14 protein-coding genes are annotated in these 14,963 nt (G+C 41.2%); 7 read left to right on the top strand and 7 right to left on the bottom strand.

Annotated features, from left to right (window positions below):
* Positions 1-31: 31 nt before the first annotated feature.
* The 4 genes from OWEHO_RS00685 to OWEHO_RS00670 are packed head-to-tail and all read right to left on the bottom strand — an operon-like array spanning position 32 to position 4,472.
* On the bottom strand, positions 32-979 hold the full coding sequence (locus tag OWEHO_RS00685; RefSeq protein WP_014200521.1) for an NAD(P)H-dependent flavin oxidoreductase: 948 nt from the start codon (positions 977-979) through the stop codon (positions 32-34).
* Position 980: 1 nt separating this feature from the next.
* A complete protein-coding gene (locus tag OWEHO_RS00680) occupies positions 981-2,555 on the bottom strand; it encodes a S8 family serine peptidase (RefSeq protein WP_014200520.1) in 1,575 nt (524 codons plus the stop codon).
* 9 nt (positions 2,556-2,564) lie between these two features.
* On the bottom strand, positions 2,565-3,746 hold the full coding sequence (gene mnmA / locus OWEHO_RS00675) for a tRNA 2-thiouridine(34) synthase MnmA (RefSeq protein WP_014200519.1): 1,182 nt from the start codon (positions 3,744-3,746) through the stop codon (positions 2,565-2,567).
* Entirely contained in the window at positions 3,747-4,472 is a 726-nt protein-coding gene (locus OWEHO_RS00670) for a toxin-antitoxin system YwqK family antitoxin (RefSeq protein ID WP_014200518.1), read from the bottom strand.
* Positions 4,473-4,633: 161 nt separating this feature from the next.
* Between OWEHO_RS00670 and OWEHO_RS17630 the strand changes: the two genes are divergently transcribed.
* From OWEHO_RS17630 to OWEHO_RS00655, 3 genes are all read left to right on the top strand, one after another.
* Positions 4,634-6,502, top strand: a complete 1,869-nt coding sequence (locus tag OWEHO_RS17630; protein WP_014200517.1) for an HAD-IIIA family hydrolase — start codon at positions 4,634-4,636, stop codon at positions 6,500-6,502.
* A gap of 225 nt (positions 6,503-6,727) precedes the next feature.
* Complete coding sequence (locus OWEHO_RS00660; protein WP_014200516.1) at positions 6,728-7,711, top strand: GHMP family kinase ATP-binding protein; 984 nt, start codon at positions 6,728-6,730, stop codon at positions 7,709-7,711.
* Positions 7,704-8,306, top strand: a complete 603-nt coding sequence (locus OWEHO_RS00655; protein ID WP_014200515.1) for an SIS domain-containing protein — start codon at positions 7,704-7,706, stop codon at positions 8,304-8,306. The genes OWEHO_RS00660 and OWEHO_RS00655 overlap by 8 nt, the downstream gene beginning before the upstream one ends.
* On the opposite strand, the gene OWEHO_RS00650 is transcribed toward OWEHO_RS00655, so the two are convergent.
* Complete coding sequence (locus OWEHO_RS00650; protein WP_014200514.1) at positions 8,303-9,238, bottom strand: J domain-containing protein; 936 nt, start codon at positions 9,236-9,238, stop codon at positions 8,303-8,305. The two genes, OWEHO_RS00655 and OWEHO_RS00650, sit on opposite strands and share 4 nt — an antisense overlap.
* A 324-nt stretch (positions 9,239-9,562) precedes the next feature.
* On the opposite strand from OWEHO_RS00650, the gene OWEHO_RS00645 reads away from it, so the two are divergent.
* From OWEHO_RS00645 to OWEHO_RS00630, 4 genes are all read left to right on the top strand, one after another.
* Entirely contained in the window at positions 9,563-9,937 is a 375-nt protein-coding gene (locus OWEHO_RS00645) for a hypothetical protein (protein WP_014200513.1), read from the top strand.
* 124 nt (positions 9,938-10,061) lie between these two features.
* On the top strand, positions 10,062-10,715 hold the full coding sequence (locus OWEHO_RS00640) for a porin family protein (RefSeq protein WP_014200512.1): 654 nt from the start codon (positions 10,062-10,064) through the stop codon (positions 10,713-10,715).
* Between the two features lie 30 nt (positions 10,716-10,745).
* Positions 10,746-11,543 carry a formate/nitrite transporter family protein gene (locus tag OWEHO_RS00635; protein ID WP_014200511.1) on the top strand — a complete coding sequence of 266 codons (798 nt, stop codon included), beginning with the start codon at positions 10,746-10,748 and terminating at the stop codon, positions 11,541-11,543.
* A gap of 142 nt (positions 11,544-11,685) precedes the next feature.
* Positions 11,686-12,345, top strand: coding sequence for a hypothetical protein (locus tag OWEHO_RS00630; RefSeq protein ID WP_014200510.1), 660 nt, complete (start codon positions 11,686-11,688; stop codon positions 12,343-12,345).
* On the opposite strand, the gene OWEHO_RS00625 is transcribed toward OWEHO_RS00630, so the two are convergent.
* Complete coding sequence (locus tag OWEHO_RS00625; protein ID WP_014200509.1) at positions 12,338-14,179, bottom strand: ABC transporter ATP-binding protein; 1,842 nt, start codon at positions 14,177-14,179, stop codon at positions 12,338-12,340. The genes OWEHO_RS00630 and OWEHO_RS00625 overlap by 8 nt on opposite strands.
* Positions 14,169-14,915 (bottom strand): tRNA pseudouridine(38-40) synthase TruA, encoded by a 747-nt coding sequence (gene truA, locus OWEHO_RS00620; protein ID WP_014200508.1) that lies wholly within the window; start codon positions 14,913-14,915, stop codon positions 14,169-14,171. Before truA ends, OWEHO_RS00625 begins: the two co-directional genes overlap by 11 nt.
* Positions 14,916-14,963 lie beyond the last annotated feature (48 nt).

Here is a 14,963-nt window from a genome sequence, read left to right as displayed (position 1 = left end):
AGTCAATCATTATCAAACCGAAGGAACAAGCTTACAGAACTTGGGAAGGCCAGTTGGCTTGTAGTAAATTAAATTCAGAAATAATCTCTTCTACAATTTCGGCTGCTGGCTTAATGTTATCAATCAAACCACTAATTTGCCCAATCTCTAACTCACCTTCGTCCAAGTCTCCTTCAAACATACCACGTTTGGCACGAGCTCTACCGAGCAAAGTTTTAAGATCATCCACTGTGGCGTGATTAGCATAGGCATTCATTACATCGGCATGAAACTTATTACGAATAAGACGAACGGGAGCAAGCTCCTTCAAGGTAAGATGTGTTTCGCCTTCACCTGCTTCCACTACCCTGTTCTTAAAATTGAAGTGACCGCTACTCTCTTCGCTGGCCACAAATCGAGAACCTACCTGTACAGCATCAGCGCCCAAAATCATAGCTGCAAGCATTTGTCTGCCGGTAGCAATGCCACCAGCTGCAATTAATGGGACATTCAATTTTTCTTTCACCATAGGGATAAGGCAAAAAGTGGTAGTTTCTTCGCGACCATTATGACCACCAGCTTCAAAGCCTTCGGCTACTACAGCGTCTACACCAGCTTGCTCGGCCTTTAAGGCAAACTTTACACTACTCACCACATGAACTACGGTAATGCCATGTTTTTTAAGGTGAGCCGTCCAGGTTTTAGGATTTCCAGCAGAGGTAAATACGATCTTCACCCCTTCTTCTATAATAATATTAATGTGGTCTTCAATCTGTGGATACAGCATCGGGAGATTTACCGCAAAGGGTTTGTCTGTTGCTGCTTTACATTTTTGAATATGTGTTCGCAACACATCTGGATACATGCTTCCTGAACCAATAATTCCGAGCCCTCCGGCATTGCTCACTGCCGATGCCAATTCCCAACCGCTGCACCAAATCATACCCGCCTGTATTAGTGGGTACTTGATGCCAAACAGTCCGCAAATGCGGTTTTCCATCTTACTTAATGATTTTGCGGAGGTGTGATTTTCCTCCATATTGAATATTCAAAAGGTACATCCCTTCCGGAAGGGATGTTTGTATTTTCAACTTAGAGTTTCCACCCTCTACTTCATGCTCATACACGGGCTTACCGTTAATATCCAAAATGCTAATCTCAATATTTTTTTGGATAACAAAATCCTCAGATTCTACCTCAAACTCATCACCAATAGGGTTTGGGAATACATTAATATGTGTAGCTATTTCCAATTCTTCAACACCAACTTCCCAAGAGGCAATTCTAAAATTTGGAATTCCAAAACCAATGGCGTTATCAGGAGTGAAAGGCTGTGAGCAGCTAGCAATAATGGCTTCATATAGCTCCATATTACTAAGGGATGGATTTTGTTGCCAAAAACACGCTGCCATGCCAGAAATAATAGGGCAGCTAAAAGAAGTTCCGTTTCCATAAGTAGGGCCAGCCGGAGATATAAAAGCTGTTCCTCCAGCTACAGCTACTACATCCGGTTTCACCCTACCATCTGCTGTTGGGCCAGTGCTACTAAAACTCACGTAAGCACCACTTGCATCTACTCCACCTACGGCCATAACACTATCTCCATCTGCAGGAGCCGTAATATATTGCCAGCCACTATTCCCTTCATTTCCTGCACTTACTACTACCAAAATTCCTTTGGCCGCAGCCATATCTGCTGCTTTGGTAACTAATGCAGTATTTCCGTCCATATCATTATAGGCAAAATCGCCTACACCTCCTACAAAATTGTTGTAACCCAAACTTGAGGTAATAATATCAACACCTACGCTATCCGCAAATTCCGCGGCAGCCAGCCAATTATCCATTTCTGAGATGTTCTCATCAGACTCATTTTCTGATTTGAGTAACCAATAATTAGCATCAATAGCTGAGCCTGCATAGGCTGAATCTATATACCCAGCCAAAATGGAAAGTACACTTGTACCATGACTTCCATCCTTATAAATGTCCGTGTCGTTATGAACAAAATTGTAGGTGCCCAAAATTCTATTTTGCTGTCTAAGGCTATCTAAACCGGTTAAAGTATTTGTACCCTGAAAACCACCATCAATTACGGCAATCGTCATTCCCGCTCCTCTGTAATTAAGGTCATGAAGATATTCTCCTTCTACCATTTCAATTTGATTATCGGCAATACCGTAAGTCAAATTTGTAGCTTGAGATGCCTCCGGCATTTCTGCAAAAGAAACTTTATACCGATTTGGAGTTTCCACTCTTTTTACAAAAGGAAGGTCTTTCACTTTTTGAAATACATCTTCACCATCTACTAAGGCGTAATTAAACCAGCGGCTAGTCATTTTCACTTCGAGCTCTGCATCATGAAGACTTTGTAAATGTGATTTTGAAACTGGAATATCCCGAATGTCTACTGCTACATTTCGCTTCTCTTTATTGTCAATGGCTTTTGGAGAAAGAAATAAGTAAGGATTGCTTAACATTTCCGCATTAGCCCCCTTATCGGTAAAATACACACGCGACAGTTGGGCTTGCGCCACACAACTTAATAGAGTAAACAGTACTACAAATTTCTTCATCCTCATTTTTTAATAATTAATCACGCCTGAACCTACCAACTCGTCCTTGAGGTACCAAGCGGCAAATTGCCCCGGAGTGATCGCCTTCATCGGCTCATCAAATATAATATACAAGCCCTTGTTTTCTCTGTACAAAGTGCCCCCAACTAGCTGCTGGCGGTATCGAATGCGTAAAAGAAAAGGAGAGCTTTCACCTTCTTTCAATTCCAAATCCGGGCGCACCCAGTGAATATCATCTTCTGCAATAAACAGTCCTTTTTTGCTCAAAGCTCTATGATGCTCACCTTGACCTGTATAAATCAGGTTTTCCGTAGTATCCGTTGCTAACACAAAAAGTGGCTCTGGAGTTCCTCCCACAGCAAGGCCTTTTCGCTGGCCCACTGTAAAATAATGCGCACCTTGATGCTCGCCTACTACCTTTCCCCTTTCGGGTGAAAATACATACGGTGCAACGAGTTTATCCAGATCATTTTCAATCTTTGAAGCATCCTGACCCCACATTCCATCGGCATCGGTCACTTCTATAATTTTACCTTTTTTGGGTTTTAATTGCTGTTGCAAAAATGTTGGCAAACTCACTTTCCCGATAAAGCAAAGTCCTTGTGAGTCCTTCTTCTCGGCTGTTACCAAATTTAGCTCCATGGCAATTTTACGAACTTCACTTTTTTGTAAATGTCCGATAGGAAACAAAGCCTTAGAAAGCTGCTCCTGATTGAGCTGGCACAAAAAATAGCTTTGATCCTTGGTGTTATCCACACCCGCCAATAATCGGTGAACGGGCTTCCCATCCACTTCTATAGTATCTTTTCTGCAATAATGCCCTGTGGCTACATAGTCTGCGCCAAGCTCCATGGCAGCCTTTAGAAAAGTGTCAAACTTTATTTCGCGATTGCAAAGCACATCCGGGTTAGGTGTTCTCCCCGATTCATATTCAGCAAACATATAATCCACAATGCGCTCCTTATATTCCTCGCTCAGGTCTATCACCTGAAAAGGAATATTGAGTTTATCGGCCACCAAAAGCGCGTCATTACTATCTTCTACCCAAGGGCAATCATCATCCAGAATTACTGAATCATCATGCCAATTGCGCATAAATAGTGCTATAACCTCATGCCCTTGCTCCTGCAAAATATGTGCTGCCACACTGCTATCTACCCCTCCACTTAATCCTACTACTACGCGTGCCATTTATTTTTTTTCTTCCTCTTCAAAAAATTCATCCTTCTCCTCCGGTGGGTCCTGGCTCACCAAAGTTCCCTTATCCCACACCTGTGTTTTTATCACCTTATTGACATCATCAAAAAAGTACCAATTGCCATCCATCAATCCTTTTACATATTTCCCTTTGGCTCTAATTCGCCCAGTTGTCTCATAGTAAAATACCTCACCCTGTATCTTATTATCCACGTAAGCTCCTTTTGCTCTCGGTTTGCCGGTTTCGTAAAACTGCAACCATTCACCTTCTTTTTTGCCATTCACATAAGTGGTAACCTCTGCCTTGCGGCCAGAAGGAAAAAAGGTGATAGACTGCCCGTTTCGATCATTGTTTTTATAGTCTTCCCGAGAAATAACTTCACCCTTTATGTTGTAAAAAGTCCAAACGCTATCACGCTTTGAATTGATGTACTTTCCCTCGGCAGCTAAAATGCTATCGCCTCCAAATTGGTAAGAATAGGCTACGCCAGACTTCCCTCTAAACTTATTGATAGCTTTAATATCACCACTCGGGAAATAAAAGATAAACTCCCCTACCTCCTTGCCGTGATCAAAGGTTCCTTCGTAACGAAGTTTACCATCTTCATGATATTTTTTCCATACTCCATGTTTCTTACCCTGCGCATCAGTTTGGTTGGTGGCTTGCGCCAAAGCGCCAAATGAAAAAATCACAAAGGCGAGCAGAAGAGAGTGTTTCATCTAAAAGTCAGTTTTTCAGTATTTTATATAATTTGCTGCAAAGCACGCAAGATGCACAAACTTAATGAGCGGCAAAAATAGCCCCTATATCTTAGATTTTCGATTACTATTGTCAATCTTCGCATAAACCAATTTTGCAATTTTAACGCCAAATTTCATTCATGAAAGTAGTAATACTTGCGGGCGGTAGAGGTACCCGTCTGGGCGAGCTTACCAAAGATATTCCCAAGCCCATGGTTCCCCTTTTGGGCAAACCACTTTTGCAATACCAAATAGAATTACTGGTGCGCTATGGCTTTTCGGAGGTTATACTTATCGTAAATCACTTGAGCCAACCTATAAAAGACCACTTTGGCGATGGTGCCGATTTTGGTATCAAAATCCGTTACTATCAAGAAGAAAAACCCCTGGGCACCGTTGGTGGAATAAAGGATTTGGAAGCAGAACTTACCGAAGATTTTCTTGTCCTTTACGGAGATGTGATGATGGAGATGGACCTCAAACGTCTTGCAAATTTTCACAATGAAAAAGGAAGCCAGGCTACTTTGGTAGTGCATCCAAATGATCATCCTTACGATAGCGATTTGGTAGAAATGGACGAAGAAGGACTCATTGTTAATGTGCTCCCCAAGCCGCATTCTGCAGATTTGATCTACCACAACATGGTAAATGCAGCGGTATATATTTTGTCGCCAGCCATTTTCCCCTTCCTTGAAAAAGGTAAAAAAGCAGATTTTGGAAAAGATATTTTCCCTCGTGTTTTTACTGATCTAAAGATGTATGGCTACAACACGCCCGAATATCTAAAGGACATGGGAACCCCAGACAGGCTGGAGCATGTAGGGCATGATGTGCAATCTGGCAAGGTGAGAAAGAGAAATCTGGAAAATCGTCAAAAGGCAATTTTTCTGGATAGGGATGGTGTGATTAATGAGAATGTTGACCTCATCCACAAACCAGAAGATTTTCACCTCTACCCTTTTACGGCTAGAGCTATTTCAAAAATCAACACTTCAGATTATTTAGCTGTAGTGACCACTAACCAAAGTGTGGTAGCCAGAAATCTTACTACCATACAGGGACTTGGAGAGATTCATAAAAAAATGGAAACTGAGCTTGGTGATGCTGGCGCAAAACTGGACGCCATTTATTATTGTCCACATCATCCTGACAAAGGTTACCCAGAAGAAAATGTGGCTTACAAAATAGACTGCGATTGCCGCAAGCCAAAGCCCGGAATGATAAATAATGCTTCCCGAGATTATAACATCGACCCCTTACAATCTTTTATGATTGGTGACTCAGAAGGTGATATGGGTGCAGGAAAAGCTGCTGGCTGTACCACGGTTGGCGTGATGACTGGCTTTGGGTTAAGAAAAGCCAAAACCAAACCCGATTACTTGTTTGCCAATTTGGAGGAAGCCGCCAACTTTATAGTTGACGAGCCTTATAAAGACTTAGCTGCCAAGGTGAAAGATTTAGTGAGTACCAGCTCAAAAGAAACCTTGGTAATCAACATCGGTGGAAACACGAGAAGCGGAAAATCCACCCTTGCCACTTATCTGCAAAAGCAGCTAAAGGCTGACGGCATAGATTGCCTAAGGATAACTTTGGATCATTGGATTTTGCCAAAATCCGAACGAATCGGCAAAGAGGAAGTGTTTCACAATTTTCAAATTGACAAACTGGAAAGTGACGTGCAATCCATTATTAATGGTGAAACCATAGAATTAAAAGGTTACACCCCTCACCCCGATTATGATGTGGAAGATGTGACCTACAAACTGGAAGGACAGAAAGTAATTTTGATAGAAGGCGTGGTAGCTCTGGCTACTGAGAGCCTTCGCACAATAAGTGACTTTAAGATTTTTAAAAACATAAGTGAAGATTTGCTAAAGCAACGAATGTTCACGTATTATGACTGGAAAGGCTATAGCGAAGAATCTATTCATGTTTTGTGGGAAACACGGAAGCCAAATGAGTATGATCTGATTGCACAAAATGAGGAGTTTGCGGATTTGGTGATTTAGCATTGTAAGGTAAAGATTCCGGCTCAAGGCCGGAATGATCAGACTTGCCTTACATTTCATTCCGGGCGAAGAAGAAACGAAGACCCCTGCAATTTTGCGAGACAGACCGGAATCTGTCTTTTGATTTAGTACACTTCAAACTTTTCCGAATTTTAATAGATAAATAAGTTTCCATGGCATTTTTATGAAAAGCTTGCTTTCTTTGCAACAAACACCTTTGCTCGTATGATAATCACCCAAACCCCTTTTAGGATAAGCTTTGTAGGCGGAGGCTCCGATTTGGAAGCTTTTTATTCGCAAAGTACGGGGGCTGTGCTCAGCACATCCATCAATAAGTATATGTACATTTCTTCACACAAGTTTTTTGAAGAAGATAAAATACGCACCAAGTACTCGCAAACTGAGACTGTATCTGCTGTCTCGGAGCTAAAGCACCCGATTCTCAGAACGGCTTTGGAGAAATTCAACATCAGCGGAGGTATTGAAATAAGCTCTATTTCTGATATCCCCGGGGGTACCGGTATGGGATCATCTTCTTCTTTTACAGTGGGGCTTTTGCATAATTTACACGTTACGCAAAACTTATATGCCAGCAAGGAAACCCTAGGCAAAGAAGCTTGTGAAATAGAAATTGACATCCTCAAAGAACCCATCGGGAAGCAAGATCAATATGCTGCGGCTTATGGTGGCCTTAACGTAATTGAGTTTCATAAAAACGGATTGGTAACGGTAAATCCCGTTTACCTTTCGGCAGATAATTACAATACATTACAAGACAATCTTTGTCTTTATTACATCGGAAATCAAAGAAGTGCTTCCTCCATCCTGTCGGAGCAAAAAAAGAATACAGCGCAGGCCGATAAATTCAAAACGCTTCAAAATATGGTGAAGCTGGTATATGAATTGAGGGATGTTTTGATGAAAGGAGATTTGGATTCTTTTGGCCACATCATGCATGAAAACTGGATGATGAAGCAACAGCTGGCTTCAGGAATCACAAGTCCATTGATAAATGAATTATATGAAACCGCCATGAAAAACGGAGCGCTTGGCGGAAAACTTTTGGGAGCTGGTGGCGGAGGATTTATGTTGTTTTACTGCCCAAAGGAAAAACAGCAAAAGCTGGATGAAGCACTACACAAAGTGCGTAGATTTGATTTTAAATTTGAACAAGAAGGCTCCAAACTAATACACTACGGAAATGGATAAGGCAAAAGAATATTTAGGACTTGTAAAACAAACTATTGACAAACTAGATCAATCGGCAATAAACGCGGCCGCTCAGGCATTTTTGGATGCCTACCACAAAGGTGGAAACATTTATGTGTTTGGAAATGGTGGTAGCGGGGCTACGGCTTCTCACGTAGCGGGTGACTTCCTAAAAGGTGCGAGTTATGGTTTGGACAAGCGTTTTAAAATGATTTGCCTGAACGACAATATTGCCTCCATGATGGCTATTGCCAATGATATTGGCTACGAGGATATTTTTATTGAGCCCCTGAAAAACTTCATTGGTAAAGACGATTTGGTAATCGGTATCAGCGGAAGCGGGAATTCTGAGAATGTGGTTCGTGCTATGACTTACGCCAAAGACCAAGGTGTAAAAACCCTCGCTCTTTCAGGTTTTAATGGTGGCAAAATCAGCAGGCTTGCGGATATATCAGTTCATGCTGATGTCATGGATATGGAAGTGTGTGAAGACATTCACATGATTATTTTCAACATCATAAAGAAGGAAATGCAAGCCACCCTGATGGGCGACAATCCAAGTATGGGTAAGGTGTATGATGATAGAGTGAGTTAATGCAACTCCTCTTCTATGACCTGACAAGCAGCTAGAATTTCCTCAAACTCATCACTGGTTTTCATAAAGTACCAGGTCCAGCTATTGTGTGAAAAGTTGTCGAGTATATTGGCATCAGCATAGTAAATGTCGCTTAGGCCTTCAAAGCCTTGGCGACTAAACACGATAGAGGTGATACAAGCCGCTCTTATCCTCTTTTCATCATTGGAGAGATGCTGCCACTCTTCATAAAATAAATAGGTAAGCTTGGAGGAAACCATGGCAAAATAGCGCTGCATGGTAGAGGTGGATACCCTTTCAAAATTTATACGATGATAGGCAGGTGCCCCTCGTGAAAATTCCACCTCAAACCTATCTCCGGTTTTTAGCGGCATCCCATTCCCAGAAATCATTTCAATTTTATTATTACTCACGTATTGCTCGTCCTTATAAAGACTATCTCCTACCTGAAAGGCGTACTTCAAACGCTTCATACCAATACCTACTACCTCAACTTCGGCCACTTGGCGATCACCATTTATCATAAGGTTGGTGTAAAACTTATACCCTTGCCAAAGCCCTATGGCCGCTATACAAATAGCCACCAAAAGGTAAATCGCTTTTTTGTACTCCTCCCCTTGCTTGCGCTCCTTTTCCTTTTTAAACTCTCTTACTTTTTCGCGGTACTCACGCTTGGCTTTTTCTTCGGCAGCCTTCTTCATTAATTCATAAAACTTCTGAAGATCCTCATAGCTCATCCCTTTGCCTTCGTTCATCTGACGAATACCAATAAGGTATTCATAGGCTTCTAGAATTTCGATAAACTTTTGTTTGGATTCCTTTCCTGGATTAAGGTCAGGATGATACTGCATGGCCATTTTGCGATAAGCCTGCTTTATCTCTTTTTTGGTAGCGCCCTCCTGCAGGCCGAGTATATCGTAATATCGTCTCATCCTTGAAGGCGAAAATTACAAATTGGCAGTTTATTACACACATTTGGAAGCATACATTAATAAACAAAGAGCCCGGCAAAGAAATTCTCTACCAAGGCTCCTGTAAACTTCCGAAGTGTTCTAAGTATTTAACTCTATGAAAATTAAAATGTTGTAGTCCACGCACTTTATTTTTCTTGGCCGCCTACTTTCTATCAAAAATCTAAGCCTCTGATATTGAATTCACTTATTTATTAGGTTTAAAATGTGAAAAAATTACTAGTGGAAGACATACCTAATAAAGGCAATTGCTATTAAATTTGCCCTGTTCTTTAACCACTATTAATGGACTCGGCAGACAGACTTATAGAATACTATTTTCAGCGCAAGATTGCAGGAATGCCTTCATCTGATATACATCAGAGCTTGAAACAGCAAATGATGGAGGAAGAGGAAAGAGATGTAATTGTAAGTCAGGTGGAATATAAAGAATCTCTGTACCTGAAGGCATTGAGTCGAAAAAAAATTGCCAAGATATTGGCCATTGTAGGCATCGCACTTATCCTGATCACTGCCAGTGTATTCTTTTACACTTATACTTCTGACAACATTTTTATAAATCCCGCAATTATATACTCGGTTTTTGGTGTTGGTGTAGCCTTAGCCCTAAGCAGTTTTTTCCTTTATCCAAAAGGAAACATTGCCAGCTTCAAATCCTAAGGAAAGGTTTTTCACACTTCTGGTTTTATATTTTTACAAAGTTGAATACAATAAACTGGTTTTGTAAAACGGATTGTATTAACATACCTTTGGCCTAAGCTCGCTCGAAAAAATCTCTACTTTTATGAAACATTCGAGCTCTCTACTACTGGCCTTTATTGTCAGTGCCACATCTGCGTTTTCGCAGCAATCACCAAAATCAGCCCTTACACTCCGAGCAGGAGTTGCCACCCTTCAAGGAGAAACTACTTCAGACAATTTGTTTGGAAGTATAGGTCCCGAAGTTGGTATAGTCTATTCTTATTCTATGAAAAATGAGCAATGGGCCGCAACAGCAGAGGTTACACATTCCATTGTAAATGCCTCTCTGAATTTCACAGGAGATGGCTCCTCTTCCAATTTGGAAACACAAGTTGCTCAAACCTACTTTGGAGTTGGAATCAGACATATTTTGAATCCTTCAATCAACGAGTATAAGCCTTATGCGGGTCAGTTTTTACCTTATATAGGAATTGGTGTTGGCGCTATAAAAACCAGTAACGACATAGATTTAGATACTGATAAACTAGGTGGCTACACTTTGCACCAAGAAAGCACAATGGATTTTACCGCTTCCGCAGAATTTGGGTTCATCATCGTTCTGTCAAAACACTGGGCCATTGATGCCTATACAGGAGGACGCACTGGGGGCACGGACAGCTGGGATGGATTTTCCGGCAGCGGTGATGGAAATGACTGGTTGATACATGGTGGATTAGGTTTACAATATCATTTTTAAACTTTTCTGATTATTTGAGGTTCTTTCTGCATGGCAGAAAACGACAAACCCAAGGAGCATGACGAAATTGTAGAAGACCAGATAAAACTAGGTTTTCGAGATTATGAACGTTCCAGTGTTGGGCTTAGCCTGAGCGCCTTTACGGCAGGTTTAGAAATTGGTTTTTCAGTAATGCTTATGGGAATTCTTCATGCTATGTTTAGCGGAAAAGTAGACCCTGAAGTTTTACACCTCATCATTTCATTGGGATACCCGCTTGGTTTTATATTCGTGATAATCGGTCGCTCAGAACTCTTTACAGAGCAAACGGCTTTGGCTATTTTACCTGTTCTCAATGGCAAAGCCAGTGTTGGGGAGTTACTCAGACTATGGGGCTTTGTAATTTTAGGAAACCTTGTTGGAGGGCTTCTTTTTGCGCTTTTCATCACTTGGATAGGCCCAGAAAGTGGCCGAATACCGGCTGAGTCATTTGAGCATATTGCCAAAGTAATGGTGGAGCCCAACTGGCAAATAACACTAGGCTCCGCTGTACTTGCAGGCTGGATGATGGGACTTTTGGGTTGGCTTATTGGCTCGGTACGCGAATCAATAAGCCATATTGTAATAGTGATTTTTATAACCTTAATAATTGGTGTGGGCGGTCTGCATCACTGCATTGTAGGAAACATAGAAGTGCTGAGCGGACTACTTGTTGGTGATAGCATCACCCTCTACGATTACCTCGAGTTTTTGATTTTCGCCATTATTGGAAATACAATTGGTGGAGCATTCTTTGTGTCTATTCTTAAGTATAGTCAAATGAAAGCAGGGAATCAAAGTAAACGTTAGGATAAATATTTCCACTTTATCACCTAATTATTTCTTCTCATTGCTGACATTGTAAAACCTTTATCATTTATTTTCCGTAGATATTTGCTAGTTATCTGATTTGGTTATATTTAAATTAGCCAAATTTCCAACAACCTAGCCAATGAGGATTTTATTTTTAGTATTACTTATTTCATTATTTCTTGTCAAAAATGTAGCAGCACAAACTTCCGCCCTAAGCCTTCACGCTGGCCTTTGCAATGTACGTGGTGAAACCTCTGACGGTATTAAAGATAACTATGGCGTGGATTTTAGCGCTGTTTACACCAATCTATTCCTAAATTCACCCTGGCTTTTTGTAGGAGAGGTATCCCACAGTTCGGCAAACATCGAGCACAGCTTTGAGCCCGATACCGTATTTCAAACCATGTTTAATCAAACTTATTTAGGAGTTGGTTTTCGATATTCAACAAATCCTTTTGAAAAAAAACGCAGAGGCAGAAGCCGGAGAAGACGCAGACCAAGACCTGGTGACTTTTTACCTTATGTAGGATTTGGATTTGGATTTGCTCAAACCATTAATTCATCCGATACTCCTGAATATATACCCCCGGGCTACGAAACAAATGACGGGACAAAATACGAAGCATTGATTCAATTGGAAGCTGGTGCTACCATACGATTGACTAAGCAAGTGCTATTAGAAGGTTACTTTATTTCACGCACAGCAGGAAATGATGGCTGGGATGGCATAATTGGAATTGGAGATGGAAAAGACTGGCTTATTCGTGGAGGCCTTGGCTTAATTTACGAGTTTAAGTAACATCTTCTTCCTCCGCTTTAAACTGCATTTCATAAAGGCGGGTGTAATAGCCATTCATGGCCAACAGCTCAGAGTGAGTACCTTCCTCTACTATTTCACCTTTCTCCATCACCAATATTTTATCGGCTTTTTTGATGGTAGCCAATCTGTGAGCAATAATTACAGAAGTGCGTCCCTCAGTAATTTTATCAATAGCCTTTTGAATCAGCTTTTCGCTGTGGGTATCAATAGAACTTGTGGCTTCATCCAAAATTAAAACAGAAGGATCGGAAACATAAGCACGCAAAAAAGCCAGTAGCTGCCTCTGCCCTACCGAAATCATGTTTCCACGCTCACGAACATTGTAATCATAACTATCCGGTAGGCTTTCAATAAAATCATCTACACCAATAAATGCCGCTGCTTCTTCTACCTGATGGCGCTCAATATCCTTGCTCAAAGTGATGTTATTCATGATGGTATCCGAAAACAAAAACACATCCTGAAGCACCACCGCCAAGTGGTCTCGAAGCGAACCAAGGTCCATATCTTTTATATCAACCCCATCTACTTTTATAGACCCTGAATTGATTTCATAAAAACGGCTTAGCAAGTTTACAATGGTGGATTTACCAGCTCCTGTTGCACCAACAATGGCGAGGGTTTGACCGGCTTCTACTTTAAAGCTAATTCCCTTCAAAATAAGTTCATCAGACTTGTAGCCAAACTTTACATTTTGGAACTCAATATCTCCACGAACATCATCCATCACAATGTCTCCCTTATCTTCAATTCTGGAATTAGTTTCTAAAATTTTGAACACACGCTCCGAAGCTACCATACCCATCTGCAGGGTATTGAACCTATCAGCCAATTGGCGCAGGGGGCGGAAAAGCATGTTTATAAAAATGATAACAGCCGTTATTTCTCCCAGGGTAATCATTGTCATGTCTGGAGCTACATCCCAGCCCATTCCTCTGTAAAGTAAAAGCTCCAGTGAAATTTTACTTGCCTCCTGCGCAGCTTTTAGTCCACCAAACCATACCGCCAAGCCAATGCTTATGGCACTCATGATTTCTATTACCGGAAGGAATATAGAGAAGTACCAAATAGAACGAATATTTGCGGCCTTGTGCTTTTCGTTGATAGATTTAAACTCTTCCATCTCAGCCTCCTCCCTATTAAAAATCTGAACGATATTCATTCCCGTAAGGTGCTCTTGTACAAAAGCATTGAGTGAAGAAACCTGCGTACGGACATCCTGAAATGCAGACTTTATCTTAAGCTGAAAGAGACGTGTGGCATAGAATAAAACAGGAACAACTGAAAGTGAAATCAATACTAGCCTGAAGTCAAAAAAGTAGAACATAGCGGCAATCATTACCACTATCTTGAAAATATCTCCAAAAATGGTGAGAATACCCTGCGCGAAAATATCGGCTATTGTTTCAATATCCGATACAGCACGGGTTACCAGTGTGCCAATTGGCGTTTGGTCAAAGTATTGAAGCTTAAAAGAAAGAATGTGTTCATACAGCTGAAGCCGCAAATCACGGATAATATTTTGCCCCAAATAATTAGCTCCATAGGTAAAGAAAAACTGGAAAATAGACTCTAAAAGCAGGAGTCCTGTAATAATCAAAGTATAATTAAGAAGGCCTTCGCTATCAGGTGTAATCACAAAGTTGTCGATTACATATTGTATCAAAATAGGGCGAGCTGTACCCAAAGCCGAAAGAACCACCGTAAGCACCATTGCACCATAAAACACAGCCTTGTACGGGCGCACATAGGTCAATATTTTACGTAAAAGTTTTAGGTCGAAAGCTTTACCGCTTACATCACTACTTGCCATTCAATACTTCTTTTGGATAAACCACACGTGTAAGGTACAAGCCATGGGCCGGTACCGATTCTCCCGCTAAACTACGGTCTTTTGCTTCTATTATCTCTTTCAAACTTTCTATCGGCTGCCTCTCCCTGCCTATATTTACCAAAGTGCCTACAATAGCACGCACCATATTTCGCAAAAACCTATCTGCCGAAATGTAAAATACTAGCCTGTCTTCGCGCTCTTCCCAGCGAGCTTCTATCACCCTGCAATTGTTGGTCATAGTTTGGGTTTTACTTTTTGAAAAAGAAGTAAAATCCTCAAAATCAAAAAGAAACTTAGCCGCCTCGTTCATCTTTTCTACGTTAAGCGGATACGGGCAAAACCATCCTAAATCCTGTAGAAATGGGTTCTTCTCTTTTAGGATATGATATTCATACGAACGAGCTGCTGCATCAAATCGGGCATGAGCGTCATCCTCTACTTTTATAAATTGCTTAATAGCGATATCGGGTCCGCAAAAGCGATTGCACTTATGAGCAGCATTTTCAGGAATAGGATTTTGCACATCAAAATGTGCCCACATTTCCGAAGCATGAACACCCGTATCTGTTCGGCCCGCACCAACCGTATTTACCTCTTCATTAAAGATTGTGGAAAAAGTTTTGTTTAGGGTTTCCTGCACCGAGGTAGCATTGGGCTGTATTTGCCAACCATGAAAATTTTTACCCAAGTAGGAAAGCCGCACAAAGTATCGCAATCGAAAGATAATTTTTAATCTTGCGCAAAGGTAATTTAAACGCCCACA

The organism is Owenweeksia hongkongensis DSM 17368 (genome assembly GCF_000236705.1).
GTDB lineage: Bacteria > Bacteroidota > Bacteroidia > Flavobacteriales > Schleiferiaceae > Owenweeksia > Owenweeksia hongkongensis.
This window is presented reverse-complemented; position numbering and strand designations above follow the sequence as displayed.

Coding starts and splice junctions, on each gene's coding strand:
- OWEHO_RS00630 (WP_014200510.1), top strand. CDS start 11,686: ATGAGGATTTTATTTTTAGTATTACTTATTTCATTATTTCTTGTCAAA.
- OWEHO_RS00655 (WP_014200515.1), top strand. CDS start 7,704: ATGGATAAGGCAAAAGAATATTTAGGACTTGTAAAACAAACTATTGAC.
- OWEHO_RS00650 (WP_014200514.1), bottom strand. CDS start 9,238: ATGAGACGATATTACGATATACTCGGCCTGCAGGAGGGCGCTACCAAA.
- OWEHO_RS00645 (WP_014200513.1), top strand. CDS start 9,563: ATGGACTCGGCAGACAGACTTATAGAATACTATTTTCAGCGCAAGATT.
- OWEHO_RS00635 (WP_014200511.1), top strand. CDS start 10,746: ATGGCAGAAAACGACAAACCCAAGGAGCATGACGAAATTGTAGAAGAC.
- mnmA (WP_014200519.1), bottom strand. CDS start 3,746: ATGGCACGCGTAGTAGTAGGATTAAGTGGAGGGGTAGATAGCAGTGTG.
- OWEHO_RS00660 (WP_014200516.1), top strand. CDS start 6,728: ATGATAATCACCCAAACCCCTTTTAGGATAAGCTTTGTAGGCGGAGGC.
- OWEHO_RS00685 (WP_014200521.1), bottom strand. CDS start 979: ATGGAAAACCGCATTTGCGGACTGTTTGGCATCAAGTACCCACTAATA.
- OWEHO_RS17630 (WP_014200517.1), top strand. CDS start 4,634: ATGAAAGTAGTAATACTTGCGGGCGGTAGAGGTACCCGTCTGGGCGAG.
- OWEHO_RS00680 (WP_014200520.1), bottom strand. CDS start 2,555: ATGAAGAAATTTGTAGTACTGTTTACTCTATTAAGTTGTGTGGCGCAA.
- OWEHO_RS00625 (WP_014200509.1), bottom strand. CDS start 14,179: ATGGCAAGTAGTGATGTAAGCGGTAAAGCTTTCGACCTAAAACTTTTA.
- OWEHO_RS00640 (WP_014200512.1), top strand. CDS start 10,062: ATGAAACATTCGAGCTCTCTACTACTGGCCTTTATTGTCAGTGCCACA.
- OWEHO_RS00670 (WP_014200518.1), bottom strand. CDS start 4,472: ATGAAACACTCTCTTCTGCTCGCCTTTGTGATTTTTTCATTTGGCGCT.